The 16,590-nt window shown below is 42.2% G+C and carries 15 protein-coding genes and 1 pseudogene; 10 read left to right on the forward strand and 6 right to left on the reverse strand.

What is annotated here, in order from left to right:
• The first annotated feature begins 1 nt into the window (after nt 1).
• Genes ACSFC1_RS09080 through pyrE form a run of 6 tightly spaced genes read left to right on the forward strand, consistent with a single transcriptional unit; the run spans nt 2 to nt 4,622 of the window.
• Nucleotides 2-934, forward strand: a complete 933-nt coding sequence (locus ACSFC1_RS09080; RefSeq protein ID WP_435565783.1) for an aspartate carbamoyltransferase catalytic subunit — start codon at nt 2-4, stop codon at nt 932-934.
• A complete protein-coding gene (locus ACSFC1_RS09085; protein WP_435565784.1) occupies nt 891-2,027 on the forward strand; it encodes a dihydroorotase in 1,137 nt (378 codons plus the stop codon). The genes ACSFC1_RS09080 and ACSFC1_RS09085 overlap by 44 nt, the downstream gene beginning before the upstream one ends.
• The gene (locus ACSFC1_RS09090; RefSeq protein ID WP_435565785.1) at nt 1,999-2,631 is read left to right on the forward strand and encodes an oxidoreductase; all 633 of its coding nucleotides are present in this window, start codon (nt 1,999-2,001) and stop codon (nt 2,629-2,631) included. The genes ACSFC1_RS09085 and ACSFC1_RS09090 overlap by 29 nt, the downstream gene beginning before the upstream one ends.
• Nucleotides 2,628-3,449, forward strand: coding sequence for a dihydroorotate dehydrogenase (locus tag ACSFC1_RS09095; protein WP_435565786.1), 822 nt, complete (start codon nt 2,628-2,630; stop codon nt 3,447-3,449). Before ACSFC1_RS09090 ends, ACSFC1_RS09095 begins: the two co-directional genes overlap by 4 nt.
• A gap of 2 nt (nt 3,450-3,451) precedes the next feature.
• On the forward strand, nt 3,452-4,060 hold the full coding sequence (gene pyrF, locus ACSFC1_RS09100; protein WP_435565787.1) for an orotidine-5'-phosphate decarboxylase: 609 nt from the start codon (nt 3,452-3,454) through the stop codon (nt 4,058-4,060).
• Nucleotides 4,053-4,622: an orotate phosphoribosyltransferase gene (gene pyrE, locus ACSFC1_RS09105; protein WP_435565788.1), complete on the forward strand. Its 570-nt coding sequence runs from the start codon at nt 4,053-4,055 to the stop codon at nt 4,620-4,622. The genes pyrF and pyrE overlap by 8 nt, the downstream gene beginning before the upstream one ends.
• Before the next feature lie 11 nt (nt 4,623-4,633).
• On the opposite strand, the gene nadE is transcribed toward pyrE, so the two are convergent.
• Nucleotides 4,634-5,482, reverse strand: coding sequence for an NAD(+) synthase (nadE, locus tag ACSFC1_RS09110; RefSeq protein ID WP_435565789.1), 849 nt, complete (start codon nt 5,480-5,482; stop codon nt 4,634-4,636).
• A 50-nt stretch (nt 5,483-5,532) separates the two neighbouring features.
• The gene (locus ACSFC1_RS09115; protein ID WP_435565790.1) at nt 5,533-6,375 is read right to left on the reverse strand and encodes a DUF4382 domain-containing protein; all 843 of its coding nucleotides are present in this window, start codon (nt 6,373-6,375) and stop codon (nt 5,533-5,535) included.
• 217 nt (nt 6,376-6,592) lie between these two features.
• On the opposite strand from ACSFC1_RS09115, the gene ACSFC1_RS09120 reads away from it, so the two are divergent.
• From ACSFC1_RS09120 to ACSFC1_RS09130, 3 genes are read left to right on the forward strand one after another with little or no spacing between them, the layout of a single operon-like run.
• Entirely contained in the window at nt 6,593-7,090 is a 498-nt protein-coding gene (locus ACSFC1_RS09120; RefSeq protein WP_435565791.1) for a hypothetical protein, read from the forward strand.
• A 17-nt stretch (nt 7,091-7,107) separates the two neighbouring features.
• A complete protein-coding gene (locus ACSFC1_RS09125) occupies nt 7,108-7,779 on the forward strand; it encodes a response regulator transcription factor (protein ID WP_435565792.1) in 672 nt (223 codons plus the stop codon).
• 5 nt (nt 7,780-7,784) lie between these two features.
• Complete coding sequence (locus ACSFC1_RS09130) at nt 7,785-9,047, forward strand: sensor histidine kinase (protein WP_435565793.1); 1,263 nt, start codon at nt 7,785-7,787, stop codon at nt 9,045-9,047.
• Between the two features lie 268 nt (nt 9,048-9,315).
• On the opposite strand, the gene ACSFC1_RS09135 is transcribed toward ACSFC1_RS09130, so the two are convergent.
• The 3 genes and pseudogenes from ACSFC1_RS09135 to ACSFC1_RS09145 all read right to left on the reverse strand — a co-directional run.
• Nucleotides 9,316-11,874 carry a glycosyltransferase gene (locus ACSFC1_RS09135; RefSeq protein ID WP_435565794.1) on the reverse strand — a complete coding sequence of 853 codons (2,559 nt, stop codon included), beginning with the start codon at nt 11,872-11,874 and terminating at the stop codon, nt 9,316-9,318.
• Nucleotides 11,875-11,971: 97 nt separating this feature from the next.
• Nucleotides 11,972-12,847: a flagellin gene (locus ACSFC1_RS09140; protein WP_435566022.1), complete on the reverse strand. Its 876-nt coding sequence runs from the start codon at nt 12,845-12,847 to the stop codon at nt 11,972-11,974.
• Nucleotides 12,848-13,059: 212 nt separating this feature from the next.
• A pseudogene (locus tag ACSFC1_RS09145) lies at nt 13,060-13,531 on the reverse strand (flagellin); the annotation flags it as partial.
• A 195-nt stretch (nt 13,532-13,726) separates the two neighbouring features.
• Between ACSFC1_RS09145 and abc-f the strand changes: the two are divergent.
• The gene (gene abc-f / locus ACSFC1_RS09150) at nt 13,727-15,478 is read left to right on the forward strand and encodes a ribosomal protection-like ABC-F family protein (RefSeq protein WP_435565795.1); all 1,752 of its coding nucleotides are present in this window, start codon (nt 13,727-13,729) and stop codon (nt 15,476-15,478) included.
• On the opposite strand, the gene ACSFC1_RS09155 is transcribed toward abc-f, so the two are convergent.
• The gene (locus tag ACSFC1_RS09155) at nt 15,473-16,426 is read right to left on the reverse strand and encodes an HD-GYP domain-containing protein (protein ID WP_435565796.1); all 954 of its coding nucleotides are present in this window, start codon (nt 16,424-16,426) and stop codon (nt 15,473-15,475) included. The two genes, abc-f and ACSFC1_RS09155, sit on opposite strands and share 6 nt — an antisense overlap.
• Nucleotides 16,427-16,590 lie beyond the last annotated feature (164 nt).

Raw genomic sequence — 16,590 nt, forward strand, 5'->3', positions numbered from 1 at the left:
TGTGCGGCACATTCTTGACATCAAAGATCTTTCGAAAGAAGAGATCGAATGGATAATCAAAAGAGCACTTCAGCTGAAAGCTCAGAAGAAAATTCAAAAAACACTCGATGAAAAGTATGTACTAACAGCCTTTTTTGAGCCATCAACTCGTACGAAGATTTCTTTCCAAAAGGCAGCCATGACACTCGGTGCAGCGGTTATCGATTTTACCCCCGAGAGTTCTTCTCTTCAAAAAGGCGAAACAGATCTTGACACGATTCTCACTTTAGATGCGATGGAATTTGACGCCTTTGTCATAAGAATCAGACGAAATAATGCTCCAGCCGAATTTTCGAAGTATCTAAAGGTCCCTGTCATAAACGCTGGCGATGGAACAAACGAACATCCAACTCAAGCACTGCTCGACGCGGTGACGATCTACGAATCTTTCGGAACTTTGAAACTGAACGTGGCTGTAGTAGGTGATATCAACCACTCAAGAGTTGCTCGCTCTTTGACAGAACTATTGAACAAATTCGACGCAACGGTGAGATTCTGCGGTCCAAAGGACTTTGTTCCAACCAATTTTGATGGTGTTGAGCTTATCACAAACGATCTGAAAGAAGCCATAGAGGATGCCGATGTAATCTATGCACTGAGAGTACAAAAAGAAAGGCTTGAAAAGAGCTACGAGAATATAGACGAGTTCTTCACAAAGATGCAGATAAACAGCAACACAATGAAGATGGCTCCCAGGCACGCCGTTTTGATGCACCCAGGACCATTCAACAGAAACATAGAAGTATCAGACGAGATAGTCTACTCTGAAAGATCAAAGATCTTAGAACAGGTAAAGAACGGTCTTTACTCAAGAATGGCTGTGCTTGAGCTTGCTATGGGAGTGTCAAACCTTGAGAGTGTACAATCCAGACAACTCACGATGGCAAGACTTTGAGATCGATACACCACAAAATCCAGCTGGATTGGTGGCATGTCCACCCTTCTTCGATATGCACACCCACGTGCGCCTGAATGGACAAGAAGACTATGAATCACTTCAAAGGGCAGCCATCAAAGGTGGGTATGGTGCAGCGCTGATTCAACCAAACACAAATCCACGGTTGTCTACAAAGACTGTTTTAAACAGGCACATTGAACTTGCACAAAACGCTGTTGTCGATTTTTACTGGACATGCTCGCTCTTTGGTGAGTTGCAACCAGACAACGAAAGAGTTCTGTGCTATTCAAACGACGGAATAGAGTACGATACTCTTGATATTCTCAACGCATTCAGATCTAAAGAACCACACCTTGTCTTAGATCACAGCCAGCTTTACGAAGTAGGCGGCATCTTCTACGAAGGAACTGAAAAGGATCTTTCGAAACGTCCACTTTCCAGTGAAGCGATCTCGATCTACAGAAATGTCTTGCTTGGGCTTGAATGTGGCTTTGAAAGATTTCACATTCAACATGTGAGCACAAAACTCTCGCTGCAAACCATAGATATCTTGCGAAAGTACGCCAAAGTGAGCTGCGAAGTTACACCGCATCATTTATTCTTCTCGATGAAAGATATTAAAGATACCAACTTCAAGATAAATCCACCTCTGGGCAGTGAAGAAGACAGAAAGAGCTTGCTCATGGGTGTGAAAAAAGACATCGTGGACGTTCTTGCGACCGATCATGCGCCACACGATGAAAAAGCAAGTGATTTTGAAAGAGCACCGTACGGAACAAGCGGCATAGAGATAGCCTTCAGCGCGTTTTACACAACTTTGGGAGATTTTGAAAAGACCGTCGAAAAGATGACGATCTCTCCAAGAAAAATACTTGGGCTGAAAACAACCTTTGACTTTGATAACCTAACGGTGATCGATCCAGAGGCTGAATTCGTAGTTGATTCTAAAAACTTTGTGAGCAAGGGAAAGAATTGCGTCTTCGATGGCATAAAACTCAAAGGAAAGATCGTTGGTGTGAAACTGAAAGGAAGGTGGGTGTATTGGGATGGAGAATTTCTCTTTGACAAGAAAGAATCTTTTGAAGATTGACACCGACAACTATTTGATTACCTTCAATGAGAAGATCGACTTTGAGCCAACACAGTTCATAATGATCGAAACACAATCGACTGTGAGAAAACCATTTGCTTTGGGCAGATGGCAGGAAGACCTCGCCATAGGTATTCAAGTTATCGGAGAGGGCACAGCTTACATAGTACAACAAAGAGAACTCAAAGCCCATGGTCCACTGGGAAAGGGCTTTGTTGCACCCTCTTCCAACGGTGCGATGATAGCCACTGTGGCTTGCCTTCCGATGGCGGTGAGCGTAAACAAAAGATATTCATGCGATGTATTCATAGCGAGCTCAAGAAAGATCGATTTTGAAGTGCCTTTCGAAACGATCATCGGTGATGAAGACTTTGTCGAAACTTTGAAGAAGATGAAAGGTTATGATTGGTATTTAATAGTGGGCTCTGATCAAATGGAAAGGATTGCCTATAAACTATTGCACGAAAAAGGGCAGGTCTATCTGTCATTGAATGAATACATGGCTTGCGGCATTGGTGCGTGCAGAGGTTGTGCTGTGAAGACCAAGGAAGGCGTCAAACACCTTTGCACAGACGGACCAGTTCTCAGAGGTGATTTGCTGTGAAACTGAATCCTCCTTTGGTGATTGCATCTGGTGTAGGCGGTATGGGTGAGTACCTACAGTTGATAGATGCAAAGTATATAGGTGCTTACACACTCAAGACGATCACATTACACCCAAAAGAAGGCAACCCACCACCGAGACTTTTTGCAACCAACAATTATCTGATAAACAACATCGGTCTTGAAAACATTGGCATAGAGGCATTCACGAAAAAGATAGCCGACGGTGAGTTTGAAGAAATCTTTGCAAAGACAAAGGTCATTGCAAGTCTTGGAGGAGATGATTTAGAACAATACTTACTGGTGGCGCAGAAGATCAAAGAGTACGAGCAGATCTTCGAAGCGATCGAGTTCAACTTCTCTTGTCCAAATGTGGCAAAAGGTGGTTTGAGCTTGATCTCTGACTATGAGGCTTTCAAGCAGCTACTAAGATCGATTAGAAAAATACTGAGTGGTTTTCTGATAGCAAAGCTTTCAATCGAAGGAGCTTTTGTAGAAGAAGCCTCAAAGTTGGTGAAGCAATTTGACTGGAACGGTGTCACCGTGACAAACACCCTCAGGGCACTCCAGTTGATCGATGGCAAAGTCTTCAAAGGCGGTATCTCAGGACCAGTACTGAAACCAATCGCCATGAGGGCAATCTATGAAATCAAAAACAAGGTACCTGATCTTTACACAATCGCTTGTGGCGGAATCATGAACGAAGATGATGCAGAAGACTTTTTCAAGGTCGGTGCTGATGCAGTGAGTGTTGGTACGGCGATCTATAAAGACCCACAGATCGTTGAAAGAATAGCAAAACACATATGGAGGTGTTGAGAATGATACCCGTTTTGAGCTTGGATATGGAAAATCCTTTTGATTTCATCTCAAAGTACGGAAGCTTCGAATATGTCAAGATAGGTCACAACGTTGCAATTTTTGGGAAAGATGTCTTGAAAGAGTTCGAGAAAAGACAGTTAAAGGTTATCGTCGATTTGAAATTCGTTGATATTCCCTCAACGATGGCTCGATCGATCAAATCATGGGATCATCCGTCTGTAGTCGGCTTCACAGTTCATGCCGCAGCCGGTGCAGATGCGATAAAATCAGCCCTCGAAAGCACAAACAAAATCATCTTCGCAGTAGTCAAATTAACCTCAATCGAAGGTGAATTAGAAGACTATCTGCAGCAGATAAATCTTCTCAGACGTTTGGGATCATCCTTCGTGCTACCAGGAAGCTGGGCGATAAGGCTCAGACACCAGATACCGGCAAAGATACTTGTACCGGGTGTGAGAATGAAGAGACAAGCCGATGACCAAAAGGATGTGGTGAGCGTCGAGGAGATAAAAGGCATCGCCGACTTTGCAGTGATCGGCAGAGAGGTTTACAGAAGTGAAGATCCAAAGGCTGCTATGGAAAGTATAAGGAGGATCGTCTATGCTTGAATTTCTCTCAAAGATTGGTGCTGTGCTCGATGGACATTTTCTTCTCTCGTCGGGGAAGCATTCATCAAAGTACATACAGTGTGCAAAGATCTTTGAAGATCCAGAAAATGGAGATCGAATTGGACAGATGATCGCTGAAAGAATTTCGATTCACAAACCAGATGTAGTGATAGGACCTGCGATAGGTGGCATAATTTTGGCATATGTGGTTGCCCGTCCATTGAAGGCAAGGGCTCTGTACACCGAGAGAGAAGATGGAATGATGAAACTCAGAAGAGATTTTCACATAGATAAAAATGAAAGGATTGCCATTGTAGAAGATGTCACAACGACCGGTAAATCTGTTTTGGAGGTCGCGCAGGTAGTTGAACAGTTGGGTGGCAAGATTTGTTGCATAGCGAGTATTGTAGATAGATCAACACAATCTTTACCTTTCACAGTACCCTTTTATTCACTGACGAAAATCGAACTACCGATCTATGAACCAGAAGATTGCCCTCTGTGCGCCCAGAATATTCCACTTGTAAAACCTGGTAGCCGAAACACAACTTTGAAAAAATAGAATTGTGACAATCAGTCTTTAAGGCAAACTGATTTTATCTTTCTCTTTTCAGATGCCTCGATTATCTTCAAGACCCGCGCAACTTTCTGCGGGTCTTCATTTGACAGATCTTCCTTTTTTTCGATTTTTTGCAAAATTCTGTCTAATTCTTCATAGTTCATTCCAAAAGCGAACTCATCCTTTATACCAGGTATCAGGTCTGGTGAAGGTGGTTTTTCAATGAGCCTTTTTGGTAAATTCAGTTCTTTTGCCAGCTCAAATACCTCTGATTTGTAGAGATGTGCTATGGGTTCAAAATCTGCGGAATCATCACCCCACTTCACGTAGAGTCCTGTCAAAAGCTCTGTTCTGTTGGTCGTCCCAGCAACGGCATAACCTCTTTTTTCTGCTTCAAAATAAAGAGTGCACATTCTTATTCTATGTTTTGCTCTGTAATAAGCAAGCCCTTTAAGAAACTCTCTGTTTCCCTGATCGAGTAGATCATCTATGAAGGGATCTTTTGACAAAGTCTGCCATTTGCCGATCACGTATCTTTCTTGAATAGACCTTGGAAAAAGAAAAGCTGGTGGAAAGAGTTTGTAGATGCCAAGCTTTCTGAGTACTGAAGTGATAGGTTTAATCTTATAAGCTATTCCAAGAGTTTCACACAAAAGAACACCATCTGTTAGAGAGTCTTTTGAAGAATCTCTCTCTGGAAGAAGCAAACCAAAGACTTGCTCTCTATCAAGAGCTTTCACACAAAGAGCTGCTACAACAGCAGAATCGATCCCACCGCTGATGCCTACAACAACACCTTTATAGTTGTTTTGATTCAAGAAACTCTTTATGAACTGTACGATTCTTTCGAGTTTTTCTTTCATACCTACATTGTACAACGTAATCTTTAGACTTAGCCTCAAAGAGCTGTAGCTTACTGAACAACCAACACCACATTGTTGAGATCTTGGTTATCTACAAGAACATCTTCTGTGGCGTCTGGTGTAAGACTGAATATTTCTTCTGGTTCTTGAAGGTTTTGCCAACTTTCTTTTTTAAATACCCTAATCTCATACTCGCCGGGTTTGACTTTCGAGAGTTTGAACTCTCCTTCCTGCCATGCCCCTGATCCTTTGTGTGTCAAGGTAGCTGTCACCACAGTGGCTTGATCTGTATCATACAAAGCAACCAACGCATGAGAGATACCATCATTACTGCTGTCAACAACACTGCCGTGTATGTCGTAGAGCTGTCCATGTCTGAGGTGAACAACAGGTGTCATATGGTACTCAGTTGGATTTTGTCCCTGTGATGAGCCTTCGTTAGAGCCAGTAACCTTTATAGATCTTGAAAGGTCAAAATCCAACACCAAGACTGTATCTGAGTCTATCACCAGCGGCTGTGTGAAAGGATACTTCACCGAGTTAGAGACAACTCTCAGATCATATTCTGTTCCATTCACAGTTATAGTTGCCTGGCTGATCTCTAATCTGAGCTGGTTGTAGGTACCTGGGGTTTGAATCGTTGAAAAACTTATCTCAGAGCCAACAAGGTCTAACAAATTCACAGTTGTAGCTTCATCTGTTACAACTACCGAGGCTTCATCGCTCATTAGAAGAATCCGATCAATCTTTACGTCTATTCTGCCCACTTGTTCGATTGGCAAAACGGCGTCTGTGAGATAGACCGTCAAAGTGGCTTTTGAGCCAGACAAATTCATGCAGCTGGCTGTCAACAGCACCACCGAAACGGCAATAACCAAAAAGATTTGTTTCATTTTATCACCTCAACTGTTTATTATACGGTATTGATGCGTTACTTATGTATAAAACAACGCCAATTAATAAAATATACCAAGTTGTTGGCCTTCTTCACGATCTTCTCAGAACAAAAGTTAAATACCTCACCATAGCTTTTCATAGTATACTTTTCAGGGTAGGTGAATCTAATAATTTTTTAACCTGAGGTGGATAAAATTTGTTGGTGGTGGTCAGATGAGAAAAGCCATATCGTTCTTGCTCCTCTTACTCACGCTGTTTGTCTTTACTCAAGAAGATCCTCTGAAGAACATTTTGAAAAGAATCGACGAACTGACCAACTTTTATCTTGCTTTTGACCTTGGCACTTTGAAGGTTCCAATTCTGGATGCCATAGCCGCTTCAAAGGAAAAAAACATCGTATCGGTTTATCTTGACCTTGTCAACAAAAAACCGTTGTGGGTTGTGTATTCACAGGGAAAGAAGATACAGATAGATCCTATGACTGGAAAGATCATCTCGACCGAGCAGTTCAATTACATCTTTGCCAATCAATCTGTGTCTTTAAAGGATGCAATATCACTTGCATTTGTTTCTATCGGCAAAAGTATCTTTTTTGCGTATTTGCAGGACGAGAACACATGGGCTGTTGGTTCAAAGGATCAGTTAGCATTGGTGAGCACAAAGACGCCAGCCGTGATATCGGTACAGAAAAGAGAAATAAAGAACAGGTAATTCGGGTGGTGATCAAAATGAAGATACTGATCGTCGAAGACAACAGAGATTTGCTCACATCTGTCGTCAAGCTCTTACAAAAGGAAGGATACACCGTCGATAGTGCCACCAACGGCGATGACGGACTGGATATGGCTCTTGAAAGACGTTATGATTGCATCATCTTGGATGTGATGCTGCCAGGCACAGACGGTTTTGAGTTCGTTCAAACTCTAAGAGAATGTGAGATCGACACACCCGTTTTGATGCTCACAGCACTGGATGCGGTAGACGACAAAATTAAAGGACTTTCCAGCGGTGCAGACGACTACCTGACGAAACCTTTCGACTTCAGGGAGTTACTCGCACGCCTCAAGAGTCTCATAAGAAGAAACAACATGACAAGAGGTGAAGAACTAAGCTTTAAAGATCTCAAACTGAACAGCAGATCAAGGCAGGTAACCGTTAAAGGCAAGGAACTAAAGCTCAGCAGAAGAGAATTCGATCTGCTTGAGCTTTTTTTGAGAAATCCAGAGATCACCTTTTCAAGAGATGAGATCATAGAGCGAGCGTGGGAGAACGAAAAAGAGATCAGAAGCAATGTGGTCGATGTGTATGTACTGTATTTGAGAAACAAGCTAAAACCTCACGGATACGACAGACACATAGAGACCGTCCCTGGACTTGGCTACAGATTTCACAGGGAATGATGAAAATGAAATCGCTCAGGAGAGCTATTGAGAGATATTATCTTTCGATATTCATCCTTTCGATGTGTGCGATGGCAGTTGTCTTTCTGGTCACCGTTGAGAGACTAACGATGAATCAAATAGACCAAGACCTGTACGCATTTGCAAATGATTTGATACAGTTCTTGGAGAACCCGTCTGGAGAATTAATCGCCATCTTTGGCAAAAAAGATTACTCTTTTCAAGTGATAGAAAACGGGAAAACCTATGCAAGTTACAATGTCACAGACAAACTGCCAGCGGGTCACGAAGGTTTTGCAATAGATGATTACAAAAGAATTTACGCTACAACATCGGGAACTTACAGAGTGATCGTTGCGAAGAATATAAAAGATCACTTCATACTGATTGTAACCTTGAGTCTGGTTCTGGGAAGTATCATCTTGATCTTGAGCATTTTGATTCACAGATTTGGCTTGAAACTGACCAGCAGGATGATTCAACCTATAGAAGAGATCGGCAAACAGATGGACGATGTTTCCAGAGGTCTTGCAAAACAGATACAGATAGAGCCGACAAGTCAGGAAGCACACATCTTGCAAGAACAGATAAACGATGCACTTACAAGACTGCACAACACGATGGAAGAACTCAGAGAGTTTGCTTCGAGTCTGTCTCATCAGCTTAGAAACCCACTGGCGAGTGCAAGGGCACAGATCGAAGTGATGCTCAAGGAAGCCAAAAGTGAAGAAACAAAGATGGAACTTCTGTCGGTCATGAAGAACATCAACAGGATGGTTCAGATCACATCGGGATTGTTGTTGATAGCTCGAGCTCAGCATCAGCGTGAGGACAGTTTTCAAGAAGAAGATCTCTCTGTAATAGTCTTAGAGAGCGTAGAACAGGTTATGCAAAGATTTCCACAGATTGATTTTGTTCTCGATGTGCCTGCCGAAATAAAGGCAAGATGTGTCTCTGGACTTCTTTCACACGCCTTCTTAAACTTGGTTGAAAACGCCTGCAAATACACCGAAGAGGGCAAATCTGTAGAGATATCTTTGAAACAACAAGATGCTGCAGTAATCTTCAGTGTTTCAAATCACGGTGAACCAGTTGCCAAGGAAGAGAGAGAAAAGATCTTTGAAAGATTCTACAGAGCAAAAAATGCAAAAAACGAAGGGCTTGGACTTGGACTTGCAGTGGTGAAGGCAATCGTAGACCTACACCACGGAAAGGTACAGTACTCATACAACGGTGTAAACAGATTCACCATTCACCTACCGAAGTAGTTGCCTTAGCATTAGTTTTCGAAAGAGAAAGGGTTCTTAGTGGTTCTTTCGAATTGCTCGTGAACAAAACATTTGAAAAACGCTAATGAAGAAAAGCGGTAATGCCTTAAGTAAATCAAGACTGTATGAAAACAAGTGCAGCCAACAGATTTCTTCCATCGAAAATGTTATTCTATCACTTAATAATGATTTGTGATGCTTAATGCAGATTCAAAGAAATTAACTGTCTTGCAACAAAGCAGGAATCACAATCCAAACGTCAGAATATTCATTTGAATCCTTCGTTTTCGAAAACAACTACTGTTCTTTTACTCCCTTGAGTCGTTCTCCACCGCCCCAACACAAAGTAGGTTAGACCAAAATGATCTAATAACTCCTGCTCTGTCTTGAAATACTTTCTCATTTCATTTATCCAACCTTGCCTGTACAGTCCCAATTCCTCTGGATGCCCCGAATCAAAAACCAAGAAGCGACACTTCTTGAGGAGCTTATAGAAAACCTCATCTGCTTTATCTTTCCCGTAATTGTAGAATATATGGTGATAGACGCTTAAGAACAATATCACATCTGCTGTTCTTGGAAGGTCCTCCTTGACTATGTCTAACTGCATGAAATTATAATCTGACGGGGGACGGAGTTTTTCTCTTGGAGAAATATCGACACCGAGGACTTCTATGCCCAATTTTGTTAAGTGATAAGAAAGCTCACCTCTGTTGCAACCAACATCTATCAAACTCTTAGGCTTAAGTTTGAGAACAAGTTGCTCTATGAGTTTCTTTTTCACCGGATCGATTGTGTTTTGATAATTTCCATCAAATGCTCCTGTGTACATATCTTGGGATTGTTTCGCGTAGGTCGGAAAAAGTTTCTCCACGTATGGCTGCCAGTATGCTGTGAGAATGCTTTGCGCTCCATTTTCACAGGCAAACTGGTTCAGCACAATGTAAGTTGGCACCGTTTCCATACCAAAGAATTTTGCAATCGCAACCCTGTGACGCCCAGACGCAACCAAAAAGGCAATATCATCAGGGATTCTTATTGGTTCTCGTTTCAAGGGATCGAAACCCATGAGTCTCCCGTCGTTGTAGAAAGCAACTATAGGCTTTAATATTCGTTTCGAACTTCTGATAGATTCAAAGAGTTCGACATACCTTGCAATAATTGGTTCAGGTGGGCTTGTGTAGTAGCCTTTTTCATAAACATCCTTTAAGAAGGCGTAATAAACGGTTCTTTGAGGTGGTGTACCTCTTACAATGAATTCTTCCAGGAAATCAATCATCACAGGTATGACATTGTTAATGAGGAGATCTGTCGGAACTTGATTCACGAATGCCTTAGCTTCAGCAAGTTTTGTTTCGAGTTCATCTTCATAGCTGTGAAGATTCACTGTGATGCCTTGTTGAATCGGATTAAAGACACTAAAGGATGTTTTCAAAAAATTACTCTCTTTTAAAGATATAAAAGAAGAATCGGTTTGGACCAAAACTTGACAGATCTCGAATATTTGCCTCTCCAAGGAACATTTGTCTTCAACGAATTTTCTATAATTGTCTGAACGGTAATCGTCAGATGTGATCATCTCAATGGCTTCATCTATGGTGTTAAAGATCCATTCTCTTGGATAAAACTCCTCTGCAACGTAGAAGTTGTGTATAACCGGCTTGATGCCCTTCGCCATGGCTTCCAAAATGGCTACTCCATAACCTTCATGTATGCTGGTCGACAGAAAGATGTCCTTGTCCTCCAGGAACGAGTTAATATCATTCTTCCATCCCACGAAATGAAATTTCTCTTTTATGCCCATCTTCTCAAGAATGTAGCCAATGTATCTGTACATTCGCTCGTCTTGCATCGTCCCAGCCCAGTATAAGTTGTATCGTTCATTTATCAGGATGAGTTTCTTCAAGATTTGTACTGCCAAAACTGGATTTTTCTTGTAGTTGAAGTGACCAGCAAATGCAATATTTGGACCTTTAAACCTTTCGCTGAAGGTGTATTTGCTCAAATCCAAACCGTTGTGAATCAGGACTTTTTGCTTCATCCTCAAAAGTTCGCAATTTTGAACAGCTGTATCCAACACATTTTGGGCAACGAAAATTACTTTGTCAATTTTCTCCCATCTTATCGATTTCAGAAAATCATTTCTAAGAGCTTCATAACCGTGAAGTCTACAGAAAATCCTCTTCCCCATCTTCTCGAGCTTGTTCGTTATTTCCACTGCCATCTCGTTTGCCCATTCGAGCCATACGATGTCTGCCCACTTGTAGGCTTGCACTATCTGGTTTGCATCCGTCGTGACAACCAACTTCACGTCGAAAAGGTTCGAAAGCACCTGCGCTATGTCTTTTATGAAGTTGTCCAAACCAGGTAAGCAGAAGATCGCAAGCTTTTCAGATCTTTTGAATTTCATTCTTGCTTGCTCGAACTTTTCTTTCATTTCGGGCAAATTGCTCAACTGAGCGGCTTTGGAATAGTAGTGTAATGTCATCGCGACGTTGTTCTGGGCAAGCTGAGTGTCTCCCAAAAGATCGTAAACCTGCCAGTCTTTGTTTTTGATCCTCGTGAGATAGCGCCAGGAGTCAATGAAATTCTTTTCTTCGAACAACAACTTCGAGAAATTGAACAAAAGATCGTCGTTCGTTGGGTCTAAAGTCAACGCGCTTTTGAACTGCTCTAATGCTTTGTCCAGTTCACCTTCTTGGTAAAAGATCATGCCAAGAGCGTTGTGTTTGATTGATTCTGATTCAATCTTTTCTGCAAGCTCTCTTGCTTTTGAAAAATCTCCCAAGCTCAGACAATCGTTTATTTCTTTGAAAAGTTCTTCCATCCTCACACCCCTCGTATGAATTTTTCTACCTTCAAAAGAAGATTCCTTCAAAAATAAAAGGCGGGTAAAGACCCGCCTTTGTGGTTCAAAAGATCGATTATCTCATCAACTGCAAGACCGTCTGTGGTTGAGTGTTCGCCTGAGCCAACATCGCCATGCTCGATTGTATCAAGATCTGCTGTCTTGTGAACTGCATCATCTCTTTTGCCATATCTGCGTCTCTGATTCGGGACTCTGCTGCCGTCAAGTTCTCGGCCGCTACACCAAGGTTGCTTATGGTGTGTTCGAGCCTGTTCTGTACAGCACCGAGTTTGGCCCTTGCACTGCTCACCTTGTGAATGGCTGCGTCTACAACCATGATCGTTCTTTCAGCAACATTCTGGTCTGTAACCTTCAAAGATTCTGTCGTCAAGCCAAGTGCAGCTGCTCTCATATCGTCAAGACCCGCTACCATGTTGTGGCCTTCGTTAGCACCAATCTGGAAGATGAGCGAAGTATCTAGATACCATCTTTCCTCTGCTCTTACAACACCGCTGTCGACTATTTCTTCATCTGGCAAAGCACCGCCGAAGGAGTTGATGTTGTAGACAGCTGTAGACCAGGTAAACACAATACCTTTTTCACCTGCTGTAATATCGAAGACAAAAGCCGAGCTTGTAGTATCAAAAGTAATGGCTCCAGTAATTGTTCCATATAAAGCCTTACCGACATTAAAATCAGTAATAGGTGCACTTGCAAGACCTGTTTCGTTGAAGTAATTAACCCTCACATCAAGTGCACTGGTACCAGTTCCAGCAAACTGACCAACTTCGACAACGTACGAACCTTCGTTTACATCACCAAAAGTTAACTTTACCGACGTTGCGAGTGAGATCTTGAACGAGTTCACTAAGGCTGCTATCGAGGTACCTCCTATTGCTGCACTGGCATCTGAAACAACGAATTCAAACCTTAGACCACCGGCAACAGTCATGTATGTTGACAAGTTAACCTGATCACTTACGGTGAACTCGGTTACAGTTGCTCCTCCAGCAAGTACAGCCACGGTGGCGCCTGATACACTCAGCGACAGAGTACCCAGCGTCCTACCTGCGATGGTAAGATTAACTGACGCATTAGCAGTGACGTTACTACCCGCCGCAAGTTGCAAGCCTTTTATGTCCTCAGATTGTGATGCTTTCAAATCGAAGTTCCCACCTGTGACTACCTTCAGGTCAGCCTGTGGTCTAAAGCTCTCTATCTTTCCATCGAGCAGTTTCATCGTGTTGAACTCAGTTGTTCTTGCAATTCTGTCGATCTCTTCGCGCAACTGATCGAGTTCTGCTTGAATCTGGTTTCTATCGACATTTGTGTTGGTGTCAGATGCTGCTTGTACTGCAAGTTCTCTCATTCTCTGCAGGATCGAGTGAACCTCTGTGAGAGCGCCTTCTGCTGTCTGTATCAAGGATATTGCGTCCTGAGCGTTCTTGACGGCCATGTCAAGGCCTTTGATCTGGCCGCGCATCTTTTCACTGATTGCCAAACCTGCTGCGTCGTCTCCTGCTCTGTTGATTCTCAAGCCAGATGAAAGTTTCTCCAACGTCTTGCCCATCGTATACTGTGTTTCACTCATGCTTCTCCAGGCGTTCAACGCACTGATGTTGTGATTAATCCTCATTAAGCCACACCTCCTTGTTTTCTTCACTGCCTTCCTGGCAGTTACCTTCACCCACAGGGCCCTATGGGAATCCAATATCTATATCGTCACAGCCTGTGAAGACTTTAGAGATATGGTTGATCAACTGGAAGGAATCTCAAGTCAGCTGATATAATTGAAAGGTTATAGATCGAATCTTCATCGAGGAGTTTTGTAATGATAACGATAAAAGATCTTTCGATATCCTTTGCCGAAAAAACATTGTTTTCACAGTTCAGCGTCTTTGTAGCCAAAGGCGACCGAATAGGTCTGATTGGTAAGAATGGCAGTGGCAAGACAACGCTCTTGAAGGCGATAGCTGGCTTGTTCGACGACTACGCAGGAGAGATATCTGTCAAGGGCGCGGTCGTTTATCTTGATCAGTACAGATCTTTTGACGCTGTGACACCTTTTGAATACTACTCTCAAGTTGCAGATACACCTGAGAAACAAAAAAACGTACGCGGTATCTTGAAGGGCTTTGGTTTTGACGAAAAAGATTGGCACAGAGATATTTCTACCTTCAGTGGTGGGGAAAGAACAAAACTGCAACTTGGAAGACTTTTCATCCAGCAACCAGATTTTCTTCTGCTCGACGAGCCTACGAACTTTCTGGACATAGAAGGTATTGAACTTTTGAAAAATCTTCTGAAGAAATTCAGAGGTGGTTACATAGTAGTATCACATGACAGAGATTTCTTGCGCAATGTGTGCAACAAATTCTGGGAGATAAACAATGAACGTGTATGGGTCTTCGATACAGATTTCGATGGCTATCGCTCCCAGAGAGAGTTGATCATCCAAACACAAGAAAGACAACTTGCGAATGCACAGAGAGAGATCGAAAGATTGAAAAAGATCATAGATCAATACAGGAAGTGGGGCAGAGACAAGGCAGTCAAGCAGGCGAAAAGCAGACAGAAGATGCTCGATAGAATGCTCGAAGAACTCGAAAAGATGCCAAATCAATACTTGGAAGAACAAGAAAGACACATAAAGATTCCAGAACCAGAGAGCAGTGGATATATTGCACTCCAGCTCAAAGATCTTTCCTTCAATTCGTTGATAAGCGATGCGACTTTTACTATGTATTCGAAAGACAAGATCGCTTTGATTGGTCCAAACGGCTCTGGAAAAAGCACTCTCTTGAAGATCATCGCTGGCTTGTTGAGTTTCGAAGGAACTGTGAAGATTGGGCACAACGTCAAAATGGTCTATTTAGACCAATTTGTGGAGCAACTCGATCAGGACAGCAGCGCCTTTGATGAAATCTTCGAAGAGATGCCAGAAGAACCAGATTATGTGATAAGGGCTTATCTGGGAAGGTTTGGCTTCAAAGGAGAAGATGCCTTCAAGTTTGTTTCGCAGATGAGTGGTGGCGAAAGACAGATTCTTGCACTCGCAATGGTGCTCTTGAGAAGGCCAAATCTCCTGCTCTTAGATGAACCGACAAACCACATGGATTTGTTGACAGTCGAAGCCCTTGAGAGCGCTTTGAAAGAGTATCAAGGCAGTTTGCTCATAGTCTCACACGATATAGAACTGATAAAGAACATCTGCAATAGATTTCTCACCATCAAAGACGGTAAAGTGATCGAAGTGGATGAACCCTTGTTCTTCAAAACCGAGAAGAACCAACCGACTGAAAAGAAAGAAAACACGAGTTTTGACGAAAAAAAGAGGTTGAAAAACCAGATAAAGAGTTTGAAGAGAAGACTTGAAGAGCTGAAAGATTTCGAAAAATCTGCGACTGAAAAAATCGAGTGGTTGGGAAATCAACTGCTTGCAACCAACGACTATCAGAAGATCATGAGATTGAGCCAAGAAAAAGAAGATTTGGAACACAAGGTACTCGCAGCGCTCGAAGAAATGGAAGAGATAGAACAAAAGATAATGCAGTTGGAAGAGAAGATGATCCAGGACCTATAGTTTGAAGAGATTTATGTTTTCGAGGAATACTTGGCAAATCTGTGGATCGAAATGCCCTTCATCTTCTTCGATGATCTGTAAAGCCTTCTCAAAATCATACGCATCTCGATACGATCTGTTCGACGTGAGTGCTTGAAAAACATCGGTTATAGCCACGATTCGAGCGGCAACTGGTATCTGGTCGCCTGCCAAACCACACGGATAACCCTTACCATCGTATCTTTCGTGGTGATACTTTGTCACATGATATAGCGTTGTGAAAGTTCTGTTTTTGGAGTTCGTTCGCAGAATCTTTTCAAAAAGGCTTGCGCCTAATGTGGTGTGCTGTTTCATGAACTCGAATTCGTCTTTGGTGAGGCTCGATGGTTTGTGTAGAATGCTTTCAGGTATAAAGAGCTTGCCGATGTCATGAAAAAAAGATGCGAAAACAGTGTCTTCAAGAGTTTTGAAGTCTATCAAGTTCTCTTGGAAACACAACTTTGTCAAGAGTGTGGTAAATGTCTTAACCCCTTTCATGTGATCGTAGAGTGCTTTGTCTTTTGTTCTGATGATCTGGATGAGGAACTCGATATAAGCCATTGAGGAAATCTCACTCAGCTCTGGATAAGCTTCAAAGTCCCAGTCTTTCACATCGCCATCTATGATTTGGTCAACACCAAAGTGAATCAAGTTCTTTTCTACCAATGTGCAGTTTGTGACAACAATCTTTGGAAGAACTGGAGATATTTTTTCTCTCACAAATGAAATGAATTCATATAGATCATCTTGAGAAAGCTCACGGTAGTCTATAACAATCGAGCTGTAGAAGGTACTGTTTCTTAGCAACAACCTCTGAGCAATGGCTGTATCAAGCGCAATATCTACCGTAGTGTATCTATGATCATCATTAAGAAAATCACTATGGCGAAACTTGAAGGCATTTCTGCTAAGAAAAAGTATTTTGTGCATCTTGATCGTATCTCCAAAAATATAAGTTGATTTCTCGAACGTAGGCTCTTTTCATACTTATATTAGATCCATTTTCCGTTACATAGTTTTTAAGTATACTTTCCGAAACGGATATTTAGACGTCAAGGTGTGCTTATTAAATTAAGATTACTTGATATATCGTC

Origin of the sequence: Pseudothermotoga sp. U03pept (assembly GCF_051235805.1) — a bacterium.
In the GTDB taxonomy this organism is placed as follows: domain Bacteria; phylum Thermotogota; class Thermotogae; order Thermotogales; family DSM-5069; genus Pseudothermotoga_B.